This window comes from Cupriavidus ulmosensis, assembly GCF_977008105.1.
Window position 1 is genome coordinate 691,822 of sequence record NZ_CDRMWP010000002.1, and the last position, 15,127, is coordinate 706,948.

Consider the following 15,127-nt stretch of genomic DNA (forward strand, 5'->3'; position numbering starts at 1 on the left):
CGTGAGTCTCTCTAGCCCTCGACGCTGCCGGCCAGCGCCGCCTTGGCGAAGTCGATGAAGACGCGCAGCTTCTTCGGCATGCCGGTCCGGTTGTAGTAATAGAGATAGAGGCCGGCGCGCGGGATCCAGCCGTCCAGCACGCTCACCAGCCGCCCGGCCTGGAGGTGCGGCTCGGCGATGCTGTGCTGGAGGTAGCCGAAGCCGAAGCCGTCCAGCGTGGACTGCAGCAGCAGCCCGCTGTCATTGGTGGCGATGCGCCCGGTCACGGCCATGCGCAGCTTCTCGTCGCCTTTCTCGAACTCCCAGCGGTACAGCGCGCCGTTGTCGGCGCTGCGGTAGTTGACGCACTCGTGCGCGAGCAGGTCGCGCGGATGGCGCGGCCGCGGCCGGGACTGCAGGTACGCCGGCGCGGCGACCACGCAGAAGCGCATCTGCGTGACCAGCGGCACCACCACCATGTCCTCTTCCAGCACGTTGTCGTAGCGGATGCCCGCGTCGAAGCCGCGGCCGACGATGTCCACCAGGCTGTTGTCCGCGATCACGTCGACGTTGATGTCGGGGTAGGCGGTGAGGAAGTCCTTCAGCACCGGCTCGATCACGCGCGGGATGGCGGAGTGGGGCACGTTCAGGCGCAGGGTGCCCATCGAGCGGCTGGAGGCGCCGGCCACGTCGTGCATCGCCAGCTCCAGCTCCTGCAGCAGCGGGGCGATGCGCGTGAGAAACTTGGCGCCGGCCTCGGTCAGGCTGACGCTGCGCGTGGTGCGGTTGAGCAGGCGGGCGCCGAGGCGCTCCTCGATCTTGCGCACCGTGTAGCTGACCGACGTGACCGGGATGCCCAGCGCGCGCGCGGCGGCGCTGAAGCTCTGTTCCTGCGCCACCCGGGCGAAAACCGACAAGGCCTGGAAATCAGCATGGTTCATTGTGCAATTTTCCTGCAAAGTCCTTTTGGATTATCTTCCTTCTTGATACGGTTCGCAACGTCCATACTCCGATGTGCCGGAGCCGCCCGCGGTGGCGACTCCATGCAGGCAACCGCATTTCAAGCAAACCATCTGGAGAAGTGATGAAAACCTGGTTCATTACGGGCGTGAGCACCGGTTTCGGACGTGCGCTGGCGCAAGCCGTCATCGCGCAGGGCGACAAGGTCGCGGGCACGCTTCGCAACGAAGCGCAGCGCGCCGAGTTCGCCGCGCTGGCCAAGGGCCAGTCCTTCGGCTACATCCTCGACGTGCGCGACGACGCGGCGATCCCCGGCGTGGTGGCGCAGGTCGAGCGCGAGGTCGGCCCCATCGACGTGCTGGTCAACAACGCCGGCTACGGCTACGAAAGCAGCATCGAGGAAGCCCCGCCGGCCGACGTGCGCGCGCAGTTCGACGTCAACGTCTTCGGCGCGCTGAGCGTGGCGCAGGCGGTACTGCCCTACATGCGCCAGCGCCGCCGCGGCCATGTCCTGAACGTGACCTCGATGGGCGGGCTGATGACCTTCCCCGGCGTCGGCATCTACAACGCCAGCAAGTTCGCGCTCGAAGGCATCAACGAAGCGCTGGCCAAGGAAGTGAACGGATTCGGCATCAAGGTCACGGCCATCGAGCCGGGCGCGTTCCGCACCGACTGGGCCGGCCGCTCGATGCAGCGCACCGCGTCGGAGATCGAGGACTACGCCACCATGCTCGCGCCGCAGCGGGCCGCGCGCGCGGCGCGCTCGGGCAAGCAGCCCGGCGACCCCGCCAAGGCCGCGCAGGCCATCCTGCGGGTAGTGGCCGCCGAAGACCCGCCGGTGCACCTGCTGCTGGGCACCGACGCGCTCGGCTTCGTGCGCGAGAAGCTCAAGGAGCTGAACGCGGAAATCGACAAGTGGGAACACCTCACCGTGAGCACCGACTTCACCGAGTGAGCGGTTCGGCGCGCAGGGCAATGAACGAAGCCGTCAGATACGCCCACGCCGTCAGCGCTGGCCCAAGCAAGGTGTTCTCCCTCTCCCCTCACGGGGAGAGGGCTGGGGAGAGGAGCGGTTTGACTAGGAGCCACATCAAGCGGGGCCAGCGGTGTGGTCCAGCACAGAGGCCACAAACGAAGCCAATGGTGGTGTCCAGCCCGGCTGCATTCGCCAGCCCCCGCCCTCTCCCCCGGCCCCTCTCCCACTTCGCGGGAGAGAGGAGCAGACCGCCGGTCGGCAGCCTCTGGCTGCCGGCCTACGCCAGCCCCTTGTTCGGATTGACCAGGAATTTCTCCCCGGTGGCGCGCTTGTTGTAGACCGCGATCTGCTTCAGGTCGAGCACCTCGGCCAGCGAGATTTCGCGCGCGTAGTGGCTGGCGAAGGTCGTCTTCAGTTCCGCCACCACGCGCGCCTTGAGCGCGTTCGCCGCTTCCGGGCCGATCTTCTGCAGGAACGGGAACACCAGCCAGCCGCCCATGCTCCACGCCATGCCGAAATTGCGGACGAACTCGGTCGGGCTGGGGTCCAGGCTGCCGTAGAGGTAGACCTGCTTGTGCGTCGACGAGCCATAGCGGCTGTAGGCGCGCGCGTTCCTGCTCAAGGCCGCTTCCATCGCGCCTAGGATCTGCCCGGCCAGCTTGCCGCCGCCGGTGGCGTCGAAGGCGATGGTCGCGCCGGTGGCGGCGATCGCCTCGGTCAGGTCCTGCGTGAAGGTCGGCGACGACATGTCGCACACATGGGCCGCGCCGAGCGACCTGAGCAGGTCCGCCTGTTCCTGCCGGCGCACGATGTTCACCAGGCCGATGCCGTCCTTCTGGCAGATCTTGTTGAGCATCTGGCCCAGGTTGGACGCGGCGGCGGTATGCACCAGCGCCTTGTGTCCCTCGCGCCGCATGGTCTCGGTCATGCCGAGCGCGGTCAGCGGATTGATGAACGACGAGGCGCCGTCCGCGGGCGTGGCGTCCGGCGGCAGCGCCAGGCTCTGCGCCACCGGCACGCAGCGGTACTGCGCGTACATCGCGCCGCCCAGCACCGCCACCGTCTTGCCGAGCAGCGCCTGCGCCGCGGCCGACGCGCCGGCCGCCACCACCACGCCCGCGCCTTCGTTGCCGACCGGCATGGCATCGTCGAGCCGGCCGGCCATGCTCTTCATCGCGCCCTCGGGCACGCGCGCGCTCACCACCGGCCGCTCCCGCGTGCCGCCGGCCTTCGCCGTGCTCATGTCGGCCGCGCCGAACAGCAGGCCGAGGTCCGACGGATTGAGCGGCGAGGCCTCGATGCGGACCAGCACTTCATCGGGACCCGGCGCGGGCACGTCGACGCTGGCGAGGGACAGTTCGAGTTCGCCGCTGGCCTTGATCAGCGAGCGGAGCTGGAGGGCGGTGCGTGGGATGTCGGCTGGCATGCGGGGTCTCCTGGTTGGCTGGGCGCGGCGAGCGGCGGCCGCGGAGCCGGCGCCCGTTTCGCGATGCGCCATCCTACTGCAAGATCGGAAACCGGGTCGGCGGGCTTGCGGCTGGCGCCGGCATGCGGGTTTGCGCGGCGGCAGGAGAAAGAACGGCGCCGCGAAGGCGGCGCCGGGGGCGGCAGGCTGGTGCCGTGGAAGAGAAAGGGCTGGTGCTTATCGAGGAGGGCAGAGCCGGCTTCGCGGTGGCGCCTGCCCTTTTCCCCGATCCCTCTCCCGCGCGCGGAAGAGGGGAGACCACACGTGTTACGGGCGGCTCCCTGTGGTCTCTTGCCGTCTTCTGCTTATCGCCTGTTGTTGACCAGTCCGCCGAGCAGGCCGCCGGCCGGGGCGTTGTTGCTGCCCGCGGTGCCGCCCGCCGCGCCGGTCAGGCCGGAGACCAGGCTGGTGACGGGGGCCAGCACGCCGGACAGCGGGTTGTTGCCGCCCGCCGCGCCGCCCACGGCGCCGGTCACGCCGGACACCACGCTGGTGACGGGCGTCAGCACGCCCGCCAGCGGACCGCCGCCGCTCCCGCCACCGCCCACGGCGCCGGTCAGGCCGCCGACCGTGTTGTTGAGCAGGGTCGTGACCGGCGCCAGCAGGCCCGCCGTGCCGCCGGTGCCGCCGCTGCCCGGCAGCGGCGGCAGGCTGCCCTGGAGGCCGCCGGTCAGGTTGCCCAGCAGGCTGGTGATCGGGTCGAGCGGGCTGCCGCCCGGCGTGCCGGACGGCGGGTTGAGCAGGCCGCCCAGCGACGCCACCGCGGTGCCGGCGGTATTCACGATGCCGCCCACGTTGGTCACGATGGGCGCGTTGGTATTGGTCAGCGCTGTGCCGAGCGAGGCCACGCCGCCGCCGACGGTGCCGAGCAGGTTGTTGGCCACCGGACCCAGCCCCGTGGCCGCGCCCAGCGTCTGCGTGGTGCTGACCAGCGTGGAGGTCAGCGGGACGATCGCCTTGCTCACGCCGCCGACGACCTGGTTGACCGGATCGGCCAGCGTCTGCGGCGACAGGCTGCCGACCAGCGCGCCGGTCTGGCTGACCACGGAGCCCACCGGCGCCGTCACCGCCGCCAGCGGGCCGGTGCCCAGGCTGCCGACGGTATTGCCGACGCTGCTGACCGCACTGCCGACCTGATTGAGCAGCGATGCCCCGGCGGCGCCCGTCGCGCCAGTTGCGCCGGTCGCGCCCGTGGGCCCGGTCGCACCCGTTGCACCCGTCGCGCCGGCGGGGCCGGTCGCCCCGGTCGCGCCCGTTACACCCGTTGCACCCGTTGCACCCGTCACGCCGGTCGCGCCTGTCACCCCCGTGGCGCCCGTGGCGCCGGTGGGCCCCGTGGCGCCGTCCGCGCCGCTGGCGCCAGTCGCCCCCGTCGCCCCCGTCGCCCCGGCCGGGCCGGTCGCCCCCGTGGCGCCGGTCGCACCGCCAGCCGGTCCGGTGGCGCCGGTCGCGCCGTTGTCTCCCTTGGCGCCGGCGGCGCCGGTCGGACCAGGGGTGCCGGCCGCGCCCGCGGCGCCGGTCGCGCCCGGGTCGCCCGTGGGCCCGGTGGCGCCCATCTTGCCGTCGTGCCCGTTGGCGCAGCCGCCAAGCAGCACCAGGGCACCCAATACACCAAGCAGATATTGCTGATTACGCACGGTCGACCTCTCTCCGGTTATCGTTCTCGACCAGGCGTTCACGCAATAGCTGTGCCCGACGCCGGCGGCGTCTTCCGGGCCCGCCGCGCGCGTCTCGCGGTCTGCCGGAAACCCGCGCGCGGCCTGGCTTTGCGGGCAGGCGGCGATGTCGTGGCAGGGCGTTTCATGCGGCCCATGTGTCGGCCGTTCCCGTTACGTGTTACGTAACGCGGCACGGCCCGCGCATGCGCCGGCGCGCTTGTCGATACAGGCGCCCCCCACCACGCGGCGCCCCGGCGTGCGGCGGATTCGGCGATACTTCTCCACCTCGCCACGCCGCATGCAGGGCGCCCCGCATGACCGCGCCGCGAGATGCCTTTCGTGGATTGCCTTCGAGGATTTCCTTCAAGACCGCCCTGAGCCATGCACCCGATCCGGCCGGACAAGACCCAACCCATCACCTTCCAGGGCGCGCTGGCGCTCACCTTCGTGGCCTGGTTCGCGGAGGTCATGGTGAGCATGCTGCTGCGCCCGTTCCTGCTGCGCCACGGCATGCAGCCGATGGCCGCGGCCAGCCTGGTGCGCGTGGTGTGCTACGGGCTGGTGTTCAGCGCCATGCTCCATGTCAACGGGCTGACCTACCGCCGCCTGTTCCATGAAGGGCCGGCCAGCGTGGGCGCGACGCTGGGCGTGTTGGGGCCGCCGCTGCTGCTGATGGTGCCGCTGATCCTGCTGCTCGACAGCCTCGCCATGATGGTGGTGGACGCGCTGCTGCCCATGTCGCGCGGCGAGGCGCAGATGATGTCCGAGATGGCGAACGGCAGCATCGGCGCGTGGGCGCTGGTCTGCATCATCGCGCCGTTCATCGAGGAGATGTTCTTCCGCGGCATCCTGCTGCGCGGCATGCTCAAGCGCTACGGCCAGGCCGACGCGACCGTCTACTCGGCCTTCGTGTTCGGCGTGGCCCACCTGAACGTCTACCAGTTCGTGATCGCGTTCGCGGTGGGGCTGTTCGTCGCGGCGCTCTATTGCCGCACGCGCTCGCTGTGGCCCGGCATCGTGCTGCACATGGGGCTCAACACGGGCGCGACGATCTATGCGGCGGTGGCGCCGGACGGCAACGCGCTGGAAACCCCGCTCGGCCTGTGGGCCATCGCCGTGCCGCTCGGCCTGCTGGGCGCGCGCATCCTGTGCCGGCTGCTGTGGCGGCCGACCGCGGACGCCGCGCCGGGCGGGACCGAGCCGCCGCCGGACGCGGCCTGAGCGGCGGCCCTGTCCGGGCTGCCGACGAAATCGATTGGCCGCTGGTTATCTCCCCTCTCCCGCGCGCGGGAGAAGGGAGACAACCTCCACACCCCGCTAGAACGGCTTGGACACCGCCACGTAGAACGCGCGCCTCGGCGCGTACTGCGGCGCGCCCACGCCGATGCCGGTACCGTCGCGCAGCTCGTACGAGTGGTTGAACAGGTTGATCACCGTCAGGCGCACCTTGAATTTGCCGGCGACCGGCGTATCGAACGTATGCGCTGCGCCGACGTTGACCTGCAGGTACGGCGGCAGGTGGCCGGTATTGGCGAAGCCGTTGCGCAGGCCGCTGCCGAACAGCGCATCGGCGGTGAGCAGCGTGCCGCGCCACAGGTAGGAGGTGCCGAACGAGCCGGCCACGGTCTGGTCGTGGTCCAGGTGCACCCAGTTGCTGGCGATGAAGGCCAGCTCGTCGGCCTCGAAGTTGAACTGGCCGGTCTCGATGCCCTTGGCCACCGCGTGCGACAGGCTCACGTTGGCGTAGGCGCCGAAATTCCCCTGCCGGTAATTGGCGGTGCCTTCCAGCCCGTAGATCTTGCCTTCGTCATAGTTGAACGAGGAGAAGATCAGCGCGTTGCCGAACTGGCCTTCGTCCTGCAGGTGGCGCACCTTGCGGTAGTAGGCGTCCAGGCCCAGCGTCAGGTTGCGCGTGGCCTGGTGCGAGATGCCCAGGTCGAAGTAGTCCGAGCGCTCCGAGCGCACCGCCGTGTTGGCGTCCGACGGCAGCGCGTTGGTGGTGCCCGTGAACCTGTCCACCGAGGTGGTGTCGATCTTCTCGGTCGCCGGCGGCGTGAAATAGCGCGCGTAGCCGGCGTGCAGCCGGGTCGCGTTGGTGAGCTCGTAGGTCAGGCCCAGGCGCGGGCTGAGCTGCTGCTCGCTGACCACCGTGTTGACGTGGTCGTAGCGCGCGCCGTAGTTGATCGTGAGCTTGTCGGTGGCCTTCCATTCGTCCTGCAGGTAGAAGCCCAGCGTGGTGCCCGTGTTGCTGGAGTTGTCGACGATGGACAGCGGCACGCCGCTGGTCTGGTTGCCGTCCGCGTCGGCCGGCAGCACGGTGGAGCTGTTGTCCACGCCGAACCGCTCGCGCTGCAGGAACAGCCCCGCGCGCAGCGTGTGCGCCGGGTTGAGGATGTAGCTGCCGTCGGCCTGCACGCCGTAGGCCTCGTTCCTGCGGGTGATGTCGGCGGCCACGCCGTTGTAGGCCAGGTCGCCGATCGGGTCCGGGTTGTAGTCCACCCGGCTGGTGCGGTGGAACAGCGAGACCTGGTAGTCGAGCGCGGACGAGACCTTGTTCTGGAACGAGAGGATCTGGAAGTCGGTCTTCTCGCGCTGGTTGGCGTTGAGCGCGTCCGAGGCCGGCGGGACCACGCCGTCGATGGAGAACGAGGGCGACAGGCCGGGCCGGTTCGGGATCTGGAAGCGGTTGTCGGCGCTGCCGAACATGAAGCTGATGCGGCTGTCCGGGTTGACCAGGTACGACAGCATGCCGAAGGCCTTGCCCTGGTCGGTGTGGTCGTGGATCGCGTTGCTGCCGCCGGTCGGGTTCTCGATGCCGAGGTTGTTCTCGCTGAACGAGCCGCTCAGGAAGTAGCTCCACGGGCCTTTCGCGCCCTGGATGTAGCCGTTGGCCTCATGGTCGGCGTGGCTGCCGATCACGGTGCCGATCTCGCCGCCGAAGGCACGCGGCTGGCCCTCGTCGTCGGTGGCCGCGCCCTTGGTGCGGATGTCCACGATGCCGGCCGTGCGGAAGCCGTATTGCGCCGGCAGCGCGCCAGTCACCAGCTTGATCTCGTCGGCGAAGCGCGTGTCCAGCATCTGGCCGAAGCCGCTGATCGGCTCGGGGATGGTGACGCCGTTGATGCGGTACTGCAGGTTGGCGTGGTCGCCGCGCACGTGCAGCTGGCCGAAGGAATCCTGCACCACGCCGGGCGCCTGCAGCAGGACCTGGTTCAGCGGCGTGTTGTCGCCCTGGGGCAGCGCGTCGATGTCCTCGCTGTCGAAGCGGTAGACCGAGCTGCCGGTCTCCGGCGACAGGGCGTTGCGCGCCTCGTCCAGGCGCTTGCTGGTGACGACGACCGCGTTGAGCGACTTGTCGCTGGCGGCTGCAGTGGCGGGGGTGGCCGGGGTGGCGGCCTGCGCCTGGGCTTGCCGCGCGGCGGGCGGCGTGGAAGGGACGTCGGCTGGCGCCGACTGTGCGTGCGCCGAGACGGCGAGCGCCGACGCGGCGCCGGCCGCAATGGCTCGAAGCTGGAAAACTGACATGGCAATGCCTCTGACGATATGGGAGTGTCGCGCGGGGACTCCTTGCCCGCGCCAATGCACTACGTGAACGACAAGCGGGTCAGAGGCGGGCCGCGGCTGCGGGGCCGCGGCGAGAATACGGGCGCGAGGTGGCGCTCGGCGGGCAGGGGATAGTGCCAGCGGCGCGAGCAGGCGATGAGCAGCCACGACGCCAGCGCCGGCATCGCCACCGCCAGCGCCGCGAAGGCCAGGCACTGCAGGCAGACATCCTGGTCGGGCTCGCACTGCCCGGCGTCGTCCGCCGCCACGCACGCGCTGCTTTGCAGTTGCGCGTGCAGGTGGGACAGCGCATGGACGTAGTTGCCCGCCTGCCCGAAGAGCAGGGCCACGACCAGCAGGAGGGCGAGCGAGCGTCGAAACACGGATGACTGCGGGGAGGGCGGGCGGCCGGTTTTCCGGAAAACAAACCGGCTATTGCAACAGAGTTGCGAGTTTGCCATCTGTTGGCGCGCTTCGCAATGGCTGATGCGGCACGTTGCGGCCAGCCGGCGGCGCCGGGGCCGGGGCTGGCTGGCGCGCAGCCGGTGTCGGAGCGGCTGTTGTGCGGCAAGCGCCACGCCGGTTTCCGCGGGCCGCTTGCCGCGGCGGGCCGGTTCGCATCCGCTCCACAGCGCGATTGCCCGCATCGGCCATCGAATTTCATCGGTTTAATTTTTCCTTAAGGAAACCATTCCTACACTGGCGGCCAAGCGCGCGCACCCACAGCGCAGCGCCTTCACCGCACCGCGCCCGCCGAGGCAGCGGGCGATGCCTGGATCGGGAGTCTTCCATGCAGGTGTTTTCCCATTTGGCACCGGCCGGCACCGCGCTGGCGTGCCTGGCCACCGCCTATGCGGGCGCCGCCGCCGCCGCCACCTGGCGGGCTCCGGCGCGGCACAGGTCTTGCGCGGCGCCGGCAGATGCCGGCCCGAAGCCGGTCAGCGTGCTCAAGCCACTGTGCGGCGCCGATCCCAATCTCTACGACAACCTCGCCGGCCTGTGCCGGCAGCGGCATCCGGCGTTCCAGCTGGTATTCGGCGTGCGCGCCGCCAACGACCCCGCCATTGCCGTGGTCGAGCGCCTGCGGGCGGAGTTCCCGGCGTGCGACATCGCCCTCGTGGTGTGCCCGCTCGTGCACGGCAGCAACCTGAAGGTCAGCAACCTGATCAACCTGCTGCCGCGGGCGCGCCACCCCTGGCTGGTGGTGGCCGACAGCGACATCGCGGCGGACCCGGACTACCTCGCGCGCGTCACCGCGCCGCTGGCCGATCCCGCCGTGGGCGTGGTGACCTGCCTGTACCGCGGCCGCCCGGTGGGCGGGCTGTGGCCGGCCCTCGGCGCGCAGTTCATCGACGACTGGTTCGCGCCCTCCGCGCGCGTGGCCCACGCCTGCGGCTCGCGGCGCTTTTCCTTCGGCGCCACGATTGCGCTGCGGCGCGAGGTGCTCGACGCCGTCGGCGGCTTCGCCGCGCTGTCCGACCGCCTCGCCGACGATTTCTGGCTTGGCGAGCTGACCCGCCAGCGGGGGCTGCGCACGGTGCTGTCGGAAGTGGAAGTCAGCACCGACGTGACGGAGACGCATCTGGCGGCGCTGTGGAGCCACGAGTTGCGCTGGCTGCGCACCATCCGCTCGATCAACCCGTCCGGCTTCGCCTTCATTTTCATCACGTTTACCTGGCCGATGCTGGCGCTGGCGGCATGGCTGGCGCCGCAGCCGCCGGTGCTGGCCGTCGCGCTGGCCGGGATAGGCGCGCGCAGCCTGCTGGCGGGCAGTCTCGGCGCGGCCCTGCGGGCGCCGCTGCGCGACGTGCTGCTGCTGGCCGAGTGGGTCGCCGCGCTGTTCGGCGACCAGGTGCGCTGGCGCGGGCAGATGCTGTCAACCCGCGACCGGCACGCGCCCGCCGCGCCGGCCGGCGGTGGCGGCGCGACAGGCGCGTACCCCCTTTCCCCACGGCCCGCGGGCACGGACAATGGCGAGCATGGCGCTTCGTCGTCCGTCCTGTCCGTCGATGGCAAATGAACCGGATGACCCATCAGAGACCGCTATGAGAACCCTCTTCCTGCAGGCTCCCTCTTTCGACGGCTTCGACGGCGGCGCGGGCTCGCGCTACCAGGCCAAGCGCGAGATCAAGTCGTTCTGGTATCCCACCTGGCTGGCCCAGCCCGCCGCGCTGGTGCCCGGCAGCCGCGTGCTGGACGCGCCGGCCGACGGCCTCGGCGTGGCGCAGGTGCTGGAGATCGCCGCCGGCTACGAGCTCGTCATCATCCACACCAGCACGCCGTCCTTCCCGACCGACGCGAAGTTCGCCGAGGCGCTGAAGCAACGCAAGCCCGACGTGATGATCGGCATGGTCGGCGCCAAGCCGGCGGTCGATCCCGGCGGCACGCTGGGCGCCAGCGCGGCCATCGACTTCGTGTGCCGCGAGGAATTCGACTACACCTGCCGTGACGTGGCCGCGGGCCTGCCGCTCGAGGACATCGCCGGCCTGAGCTACCGGCTGCCCGACGGCTCGTTCGGGCACAACGGCCCGCGCCCGATGATCGAGAACATGGACGAGCTGCCGTTCGTGGCCCCCATTTACAAGCGGGACCTCAAGGTCGAGAACTACTTCATCGGCTACCTGAAACACCCCTACGTGTCGATCTACACCGGCCGGGGCTGCCGCTCGAAATGCACCTTCTGCCTGTGGCCGCAGACCGTGGGCGGGCACCGCTACCGCACGCGCTCGGCACAGAGCGTGATCGCCGAGGTGAAATGGATCAAGGAGAACATGCCCGAGGTCAGGGAGATCATGTTCGACGACGACACCTTCACCGACTTCAAGCCGCGCGTGGAGGAGATCGCCCGCGGGCTGGGCGAGCTCGGCGTGACGTGGTCGTGCAACGCCAAGGCCAACGTGCCCTACAGCACGCTCAAGATCATGAAGGAAAACGGCCTGCGCCTGCTGTTGGTGGGCTACGAGTCCGGCGACGACCAGATCCTGCTGAACATCAAGAAGGGCCTGCGCACGGACATCGCGCGCCGCTTCACCGAGGATTGCCGCAAGCTCGGCATCACCATCCACGGCACCTTCATCCTGGGCCTGCCGGGCGAGACGCGCGAGACCATCGAGAAGACCATCGCCTACGCCAAGGACATCAACCCCCACACCATCCAGGTGTCGCTGGCGGCGCCGTATCCGGGCACCGCGCTGTACCGCCAGGCGGTGGACAACGGCTGGCTGGCCGAGAACAAGGTCATCAACCTGGTCAACGACCAGGGCATCCAGCTGGCCGCGATCAGCTACCCGCACCTGTCGCGCGAGGAGATCTACCACGGCGTGGAAACCTTCTACAAGCGCTTCTACTTCCGCCCGGCCAAGATCTGGGAGATCGTGCGCGAGATGCTCGGCAGCCGCGAAATGATGAAGCGGCGGCTGCGCGAAGGCGTGGAGTTCTTCCGCTTCCTGCGCTCGCACGAGGCGTGACGACGGCCGTGGGCAAGGCAACCGTGGAAACCGCCGCCGCAGCGCGGCGCGCCCTGATCCTCACCGCCGACGACTTCGGCCTGCACCCGGCGGTCAACGAGGCGGTGGAACGCGCCTGCCGCGACGGCGTGCTCAATGCCGCCAGCCTGATGGTGGGGGCCGGCGCCGCGGCCGACGCGGTGGCGCGCGCGCGGCGCCTGCCCGGCCTGCGGGTGGGCCTGCACCTGGTGCTGGCCGACGGGCCCGCGGTGCTGCCGCCGGCCCGCATCCCGGCGCTGGTGGACGCGCAAGGCCGCTTCGGCTCGGCGATGGCGCGCGACGGCGCGCGCTTTTTCTTCCTGCCTCACGTGCGGCGCCAGCTGGCCGCCGAGATCCGCGCGCAGTTCGCCGCGTTCGCGGCGACCGGGCTGGCGCTGGACCACGTCAATGCCCACAAGCATTTCCACCTGCATCCCACCGTGCTGGGGCTGGTGCTGCGGATCGGCCGCGAGTTCGGCCTGCGCGCCGTGCGCCTGCCGGGCGAGGCGCGCGCGCCGCGGCTGCTGCGGCCCTGGCTGGCGCTGGCGCGGCGCCGGCTGGACGCGGCCGGCGTGGCCCACAACGATTACGTGATCGGTATCGCCGACAGCGGCGCGATGGACGAGCGCGCGCTGCTGCGCGCATTGGCCCGCCTGCCGGCCGGCGTGGGCGAGATCTACTTCCATCCGGGCGTGGTGTCCGGCGCCGAGATCGCGCCCGCCATGCACGGCTATCGCCATGCCGACGAGCTGGCCGCGCTGCTGTCGCCGCGCGTGCGCGCCGCGCTGGACCACGCGGTGCCGCGCCGCGGCGGTTTCAGCGACCTCTTCCCCGATCCCCTCGATCTCCCCGATCCGCCGCCCGGCGGCGCGTCGGGAGCCGGCATGACCGCCGCATGAAGCGCCTGGCCTGTCTCGCGGGGCTGCTCGGCCTGCTGGCGCTGATCGCCCTGGTGATCCACGAGGGCGCCGGCGACGTGGCCGGCATCGTCGCCCGGGCCGGCTGGCCGCTGCTGCTGCTGGTGCCGCTGCACGCGCTGCCGCTGCTGCTGGACGCGCGGGGCTGGCGCGTACTGCTGGCCGCGGCGGACCCGGACGGGCGGGCCGGGCTGGGTTTCCTGTGGTGGGTCGCCGCCGTGCGCGAAGCCGTCAGCCGCCTGCTGCCGGTCGCCAGCGTGGGCGGCGAGCTGGCGGGCATCCGCCTGGCCCGCCTGCGCATCCGCGACACCACCGCCGTGACCGCCAGCATCGTGGTCGAAGTCATGGTCACGCTGTTCGCCCAGTACCTGTTCTGCGTGCTCGGCACGCTGCTACTGGTGGCCGCCCTGCACGACGGCACCCAGGCCTGGGTGGTGGCGCTCGGGCTGGCGCTGTCGCTCCCGGTGCCGGTGCTGTTCGCGCTCTCGCTGCGCTACGGCGGCATCTTCGCGCGGCTGGAGAGCGCGGCCGGGCGCCTGCTCGGCGCCGATCACCGCCTCGTGGCCATGCTCGACGGCGCCCGCCTCGACGCCGCCATCCGCGCCCTTAACCGGCGCCACGGCAGACTGGCGGCGGCGCTGGCCTGGCAGCTTGCCGGCTTCGCCGCCGGCGCGCTGGAAACCTGGTGCGCGCTATGGCTGCTCGGCCATCCGCTGCCGTTCTGGCAGGCCGTCGCCATCGAATCGCTGACCCAGGCGGCGCGCCAGGTGGCCTTCTTCGTGCCGGCGGGCCTGGGCGTGCAGGAGGCGGTGATGGTGCTGCTGGGCAACCTGCTCGGGGTCGATGCGCAGGTCGCGCTGTCGCTGGCGCTGGTCAGGCGCGCGCGGGAAGTGCTGTTCGGCGTGCCGGCGCTGCTGTCCTGGCAGTGGGTGGAGGTGCGGGGTTGGCGGCGGGGAGAGGCGGCGCGGCAGGTTTCCGGGAAGGCGCCGTGACGCCATGACGCTAGGTCGCCAGCGTCCACTGCGCCTTGCCGCCGAGCTTGGCCAGCGTCAGGGCCTTGTCCGCCGCGGTCAGCGCGGCCATCACGTCGGCGCCGTGCTCCGGTATCAGCGCGACCCCGACGCTCGCGCCGATCTCCACGCTGACGTCGGGCTCCAGCGTGAACGGCACCGGCACTTCGCTGACCAGCCGGTCGGCGAAGCTGGCGATCTCGGCCTGGTCGCCGGCGCGCACGATGACCACGAATTCGTCGCCGCCGATGCGGAACACCATGTCGTCCGGGCCCTTGAGCGCATCGAGCCGCTTGCCGATCGTGACCAGCAACTGGTCGCCGGCCTCGTGGCCGTGCTGGTCGTTGACCGGCTTGAAGCCGTCGAGGTCCATGTACAGCACCGCCGTCTTGCCTTCGCCGATCTGGTCCGCCTTGTACAGATGCGCGGAGGCGTGGACCAGCCCCGCGCGGTTCGGCAGGCCGGTGAGGGCGTCGTGGCGGGCGCGGTGGTCGTTTTCCCGCTCCGCCTTCATGGTGGTGACCAGCAGCTTGTTCAGGTGGAAGGCCGCGATGCTCATGGCGACCAGGTAGAACGGGATCTGCACGAGGGTCAGGCGCATCACGGCCTCGCCGGAAAGCACCGCGGCGATGCAGCACGGGCCGAGCGACAGCAGGATCATGATCGCCACCAGCCGCGGCGCGCCGAAATTGCGGAAGCAGATGCCGCCCACCATCGCGGCGGCGGACAGGCAGGACATGGTTGCCGCCACCCAGTCGCCGCTGAGGATGCTGATGAAGGTGCCGTAGCCCACGCTCGCGCCCCACAGCACCGCGAGCAGGATGTAGACGTCGGTGAAGGTGGAGCGGCCCGCCGTCGCCGCGCGGTGCGCCGCCGTCAGGACGCCCAGCCGCGTGCCGCACAGCAGGATCTCGATGATGACCCAGGCCACGAAGGCCGGGCTGGGGTCGCGCCAGGCGATGGCTATCGCCACGGCGACGGTGTTGAGCACGCCGCCGGCGAAGATGGGCAGGGTGCCGAACAGGCTGCCGATCAGCTTGATGCGGATGTCTTCAGGAACGTTCGCGCCCGGGTCGCATAACCAGGCCGTAGAGCGCCAACGTGGCAGGCTGAAAGCCGCTGTTTCCATGTTCC

Annotated in this window: 12 protein-coding genes; 6 read left to right on the plus strand and 6 right to left on the minus strand. The window is 70.7% G+C overall.

Annotated elements, in window-relative coordinates; all coding sequences use genetic code 11:
• Positions 1-11: 11 nt before the first annotated feature.
• Complete coding sequence (locus tag ACWTPI_RS22940; protein WP_020200743.1) at positions 12-920, minus strand: LysR family transcriptional regulator; 909 nt, start codon at positions 918-920, stop codon at positions 12-14.
• 143 nt (positions 921-1,063) lie between these two features.
• Between ACWTPI_RS22940 and ACWTPI_RS22945 the strand changes: the two genes are divergently transcribed.
• Complete coding sequence (locus ACWTPI_RS22945; protein WP_454732807.1) at positions 1,064-1,894, plus strand: oxidoreductase; 831 nt, start codon at positions 1,064-1,066, stop codon at positions 1,892-1,894.
• Between the two features lie 298 nt (positions 1,895-2,192).
• Here ACWTPI_RS22945 and ACWTPI_RS22950 read toward each other — a convergent pair whose 3' ends face one another.
• On the minus strand, positions 2,193-3,341 hold the full coding sequence (locus ACWTPI_RS22950; RefSeq protein WP_454732808.1) for a zinc-binding dehydrogenase: 1,149 nt from the start codon (positions 3,339-3,341) through the stop codon (positions 2,193-2,195).
• A 344-nt stretch (positions 3,342-3,685) separates the two neighbouring features.
• Entirely contained in the window at positions 3,686-5,017 is a 1,332-nt protein-coding gene (locus ACWTPI_RS22955; RefSeq protein ID WP_454732809.1) for a collagen-like triple helix repeat-containing protein, read from the minus strand.
• Positions 5,018-5,419: 402 nt separating this feature from the next.
• On the opposite strand from ACWTPI_RS22955, the gene ACWTPI_RS22960 reads away from it, so the two are divergent.
• The gene (locus ACWTPI_RS22960; protein WP_454732810.1) at positions 5,420-6,259 is read left to right on the plus strand and encodes a CPBP family intramembrane glutamic endopeptidase; all 840 of its coding nucleotides are present in this window, start codon (positions 5,420-5,422) and stop codon (positions 6,257-6,259) included.
• Between the two features lie 96 nt (positions 6,260-6,355).
• Here the strand turns inward: ACWTPI_RS22960 and ACWTPI_RS22965 are convergent, their stop codons facing one another.
• On the minus strand, positions 6,356-8,563 hold the full coding sequence (locus ACWTPI_RS22965; RefSeq protein WP_059413755.1) for a TonB-dependent receptor: 2,208 nt from the start codon (positions 8,561-8,563) through the stop codon (positions 6,356-6,358).
• A 59-nt stretch (positions 8,564-8,622) separates the two neighbouring features.
• A complete protein-coding gene (locus ACWTPI_RS22970; RefSeq protein ID WP_020200737.1) occupies positions 8,623-8,964 on the minus strand; it encodes a hypothetical protein in 342 nt (113 codons plus the stop codon).
• 407 nt (positions 8,965-9,371) lie between these two features.
• Between ACWTPI_RS22970 and hpnI the strand changes: the two genes are divergently transcribed.
• The 4 genes from hpnI to ACWTPI_RS22990 are packed head-to-tail and all read left to right on the plus strand — an operon-like array spanning position 9,372 to position 13,975.
• Complete coding sequence (gene hpnI, locus ACWTPI_RS22975; RefSeq protein ID WP_454732811.1) at positions 9,372-10,601, plus strand: bacteriohopanetetrol glucosamine biosynthesis glycosyltransferase HpnI; 1,230 nt, start codon at positions 9,372-9,374, stop codon at positions 10,599-10,601.
• Between the two features lie 25 nt (positions 10,602-10,626).
• A complete protein-coding gene (gene hpnJ / locus ACWTPI_RS22980; RefSeq protein ID WP_020200735.1) occupies positions 10,627-12,048 on the plus strand; it encodes a hopanoid biosynthesis associated radical SAM protein HpnJ in 1,422 nt (473 codons plus the stop codon).
• Positions 12,049-12,101: 53 nt separating this feature from the next.
• Entirely contained in the window at positions 12,102-12,965 is an 864-nt protein-coding gene (hpnK, locus tag ACWTPI_RS22985) for a hopanoid biosynthesis-associated protein HpnK (RefSeq protein ID WP_454733998.1), read from the plus strand.
• Complete coding sequence (locus ACWTPI_RS22990; RefSeq protein ID WP_454732812.1) at positions 12,962-13,975, plus strand: lysylphosphatidylglycerol synthase domain-containing protein; 1,014 nt, start codon at positions 12,962-12,964, stop codon at positions 13,973-13,975. Before hpnK ends, ACWTPI_RS22990 begins: the two co-directional genes overlap by 4 nt.
• Before the next feature lie 10 nt (positions 13,976-13,985).
• Here ACWTPI_RS22990 and ACWTPI_RS22995 read toward each other — a convergent pair whose 3' ends face one another.
• On the minus strand, positions 13,986-15,122 hold the full coding sequence (locus ACWTPI_RS22995; protein ID WP_059413744.1) for a GGDEF domain-containing protein: 1,137 nt from the start codon (positions 15,120-15,122) through the stop codon (positions 13,986-13,988).
• Between the last annotated feature and the right edge of the window lie 5 nt (positions 15,123-15,127).

What these genes read in the sequence shown, in the direction of transcription:
- ACWTPI_RS22945 (WP_454732807.1), top strand. Translation starts at nt 1,064, where the DNA reads ATGAAAACCTGGTTCATTACGGGCGTGAGCACCGGTTTCGGACGTGCG.
- ACWTPI_RS22960 (WP_454732810.1), top strand. Translation starts at nt 5,420, where the DNA reads ATGCACCCGATCCGGCCGGACAAGACCCAACCCATCACCTTCCAGGGC.
- ACWTPI_RS22995 (WP_059413744.1), bottom strand. Translation starts at nt 15,122, where the DNA reads ATGGAAACAGCGGCTTTCAGCCTGCCACGTTGGCGCTCTACGGCCTGG.
- ACWTPI_RS22940 (WP_020200743.1), bottom strand. Translation starts at nt 920, where the DNA reads ATGAACCATGCTGATTTCCAGGCCTTGTCGGTTTTCGCCCGGGTGGCG.
- ACWTPI_RS22965 (WP_059413755.1), bottom strand. Translation starts at nt 8,563, where the DNA reads ATGTCAGTTTTCCAGCTTCGAGCCATTGCGGCCGGCGCCGCGTCGGCG.
- ACWTPI_RS22990 (WP_454732812.1), top strand. Translation starts at nt 12,962, where the DNA reads ATGAAGCGCCTGGCCTGTCTCGCGGGGCTGCTCGGCCTGCTGGCGCTG.
- hpnI (WP_454732811.1), top strand. Translation starts at nt 9,372, where the DNA reads ATGCAGGTGTTTTCCCATTTGGCACCGGCCGGCACCGCGCTGGCGTGC.
- hpnJ (WP_020200735.1), top strand. Translation starts at nt 10,627, where the DNA reads ATGAGAACCCTCTTCCTGCAGGCTCCCTCTTTCGACGGCTTCGACGGC.
- ACWTPI_RS22950 (WP_454732808.1), bottom strand. Translation starts at nt 3,341, where the DNA reads ATGCCAGCCGACATCCCACGCACCGCCCTCCAGCTCCGCTCGCTGATC.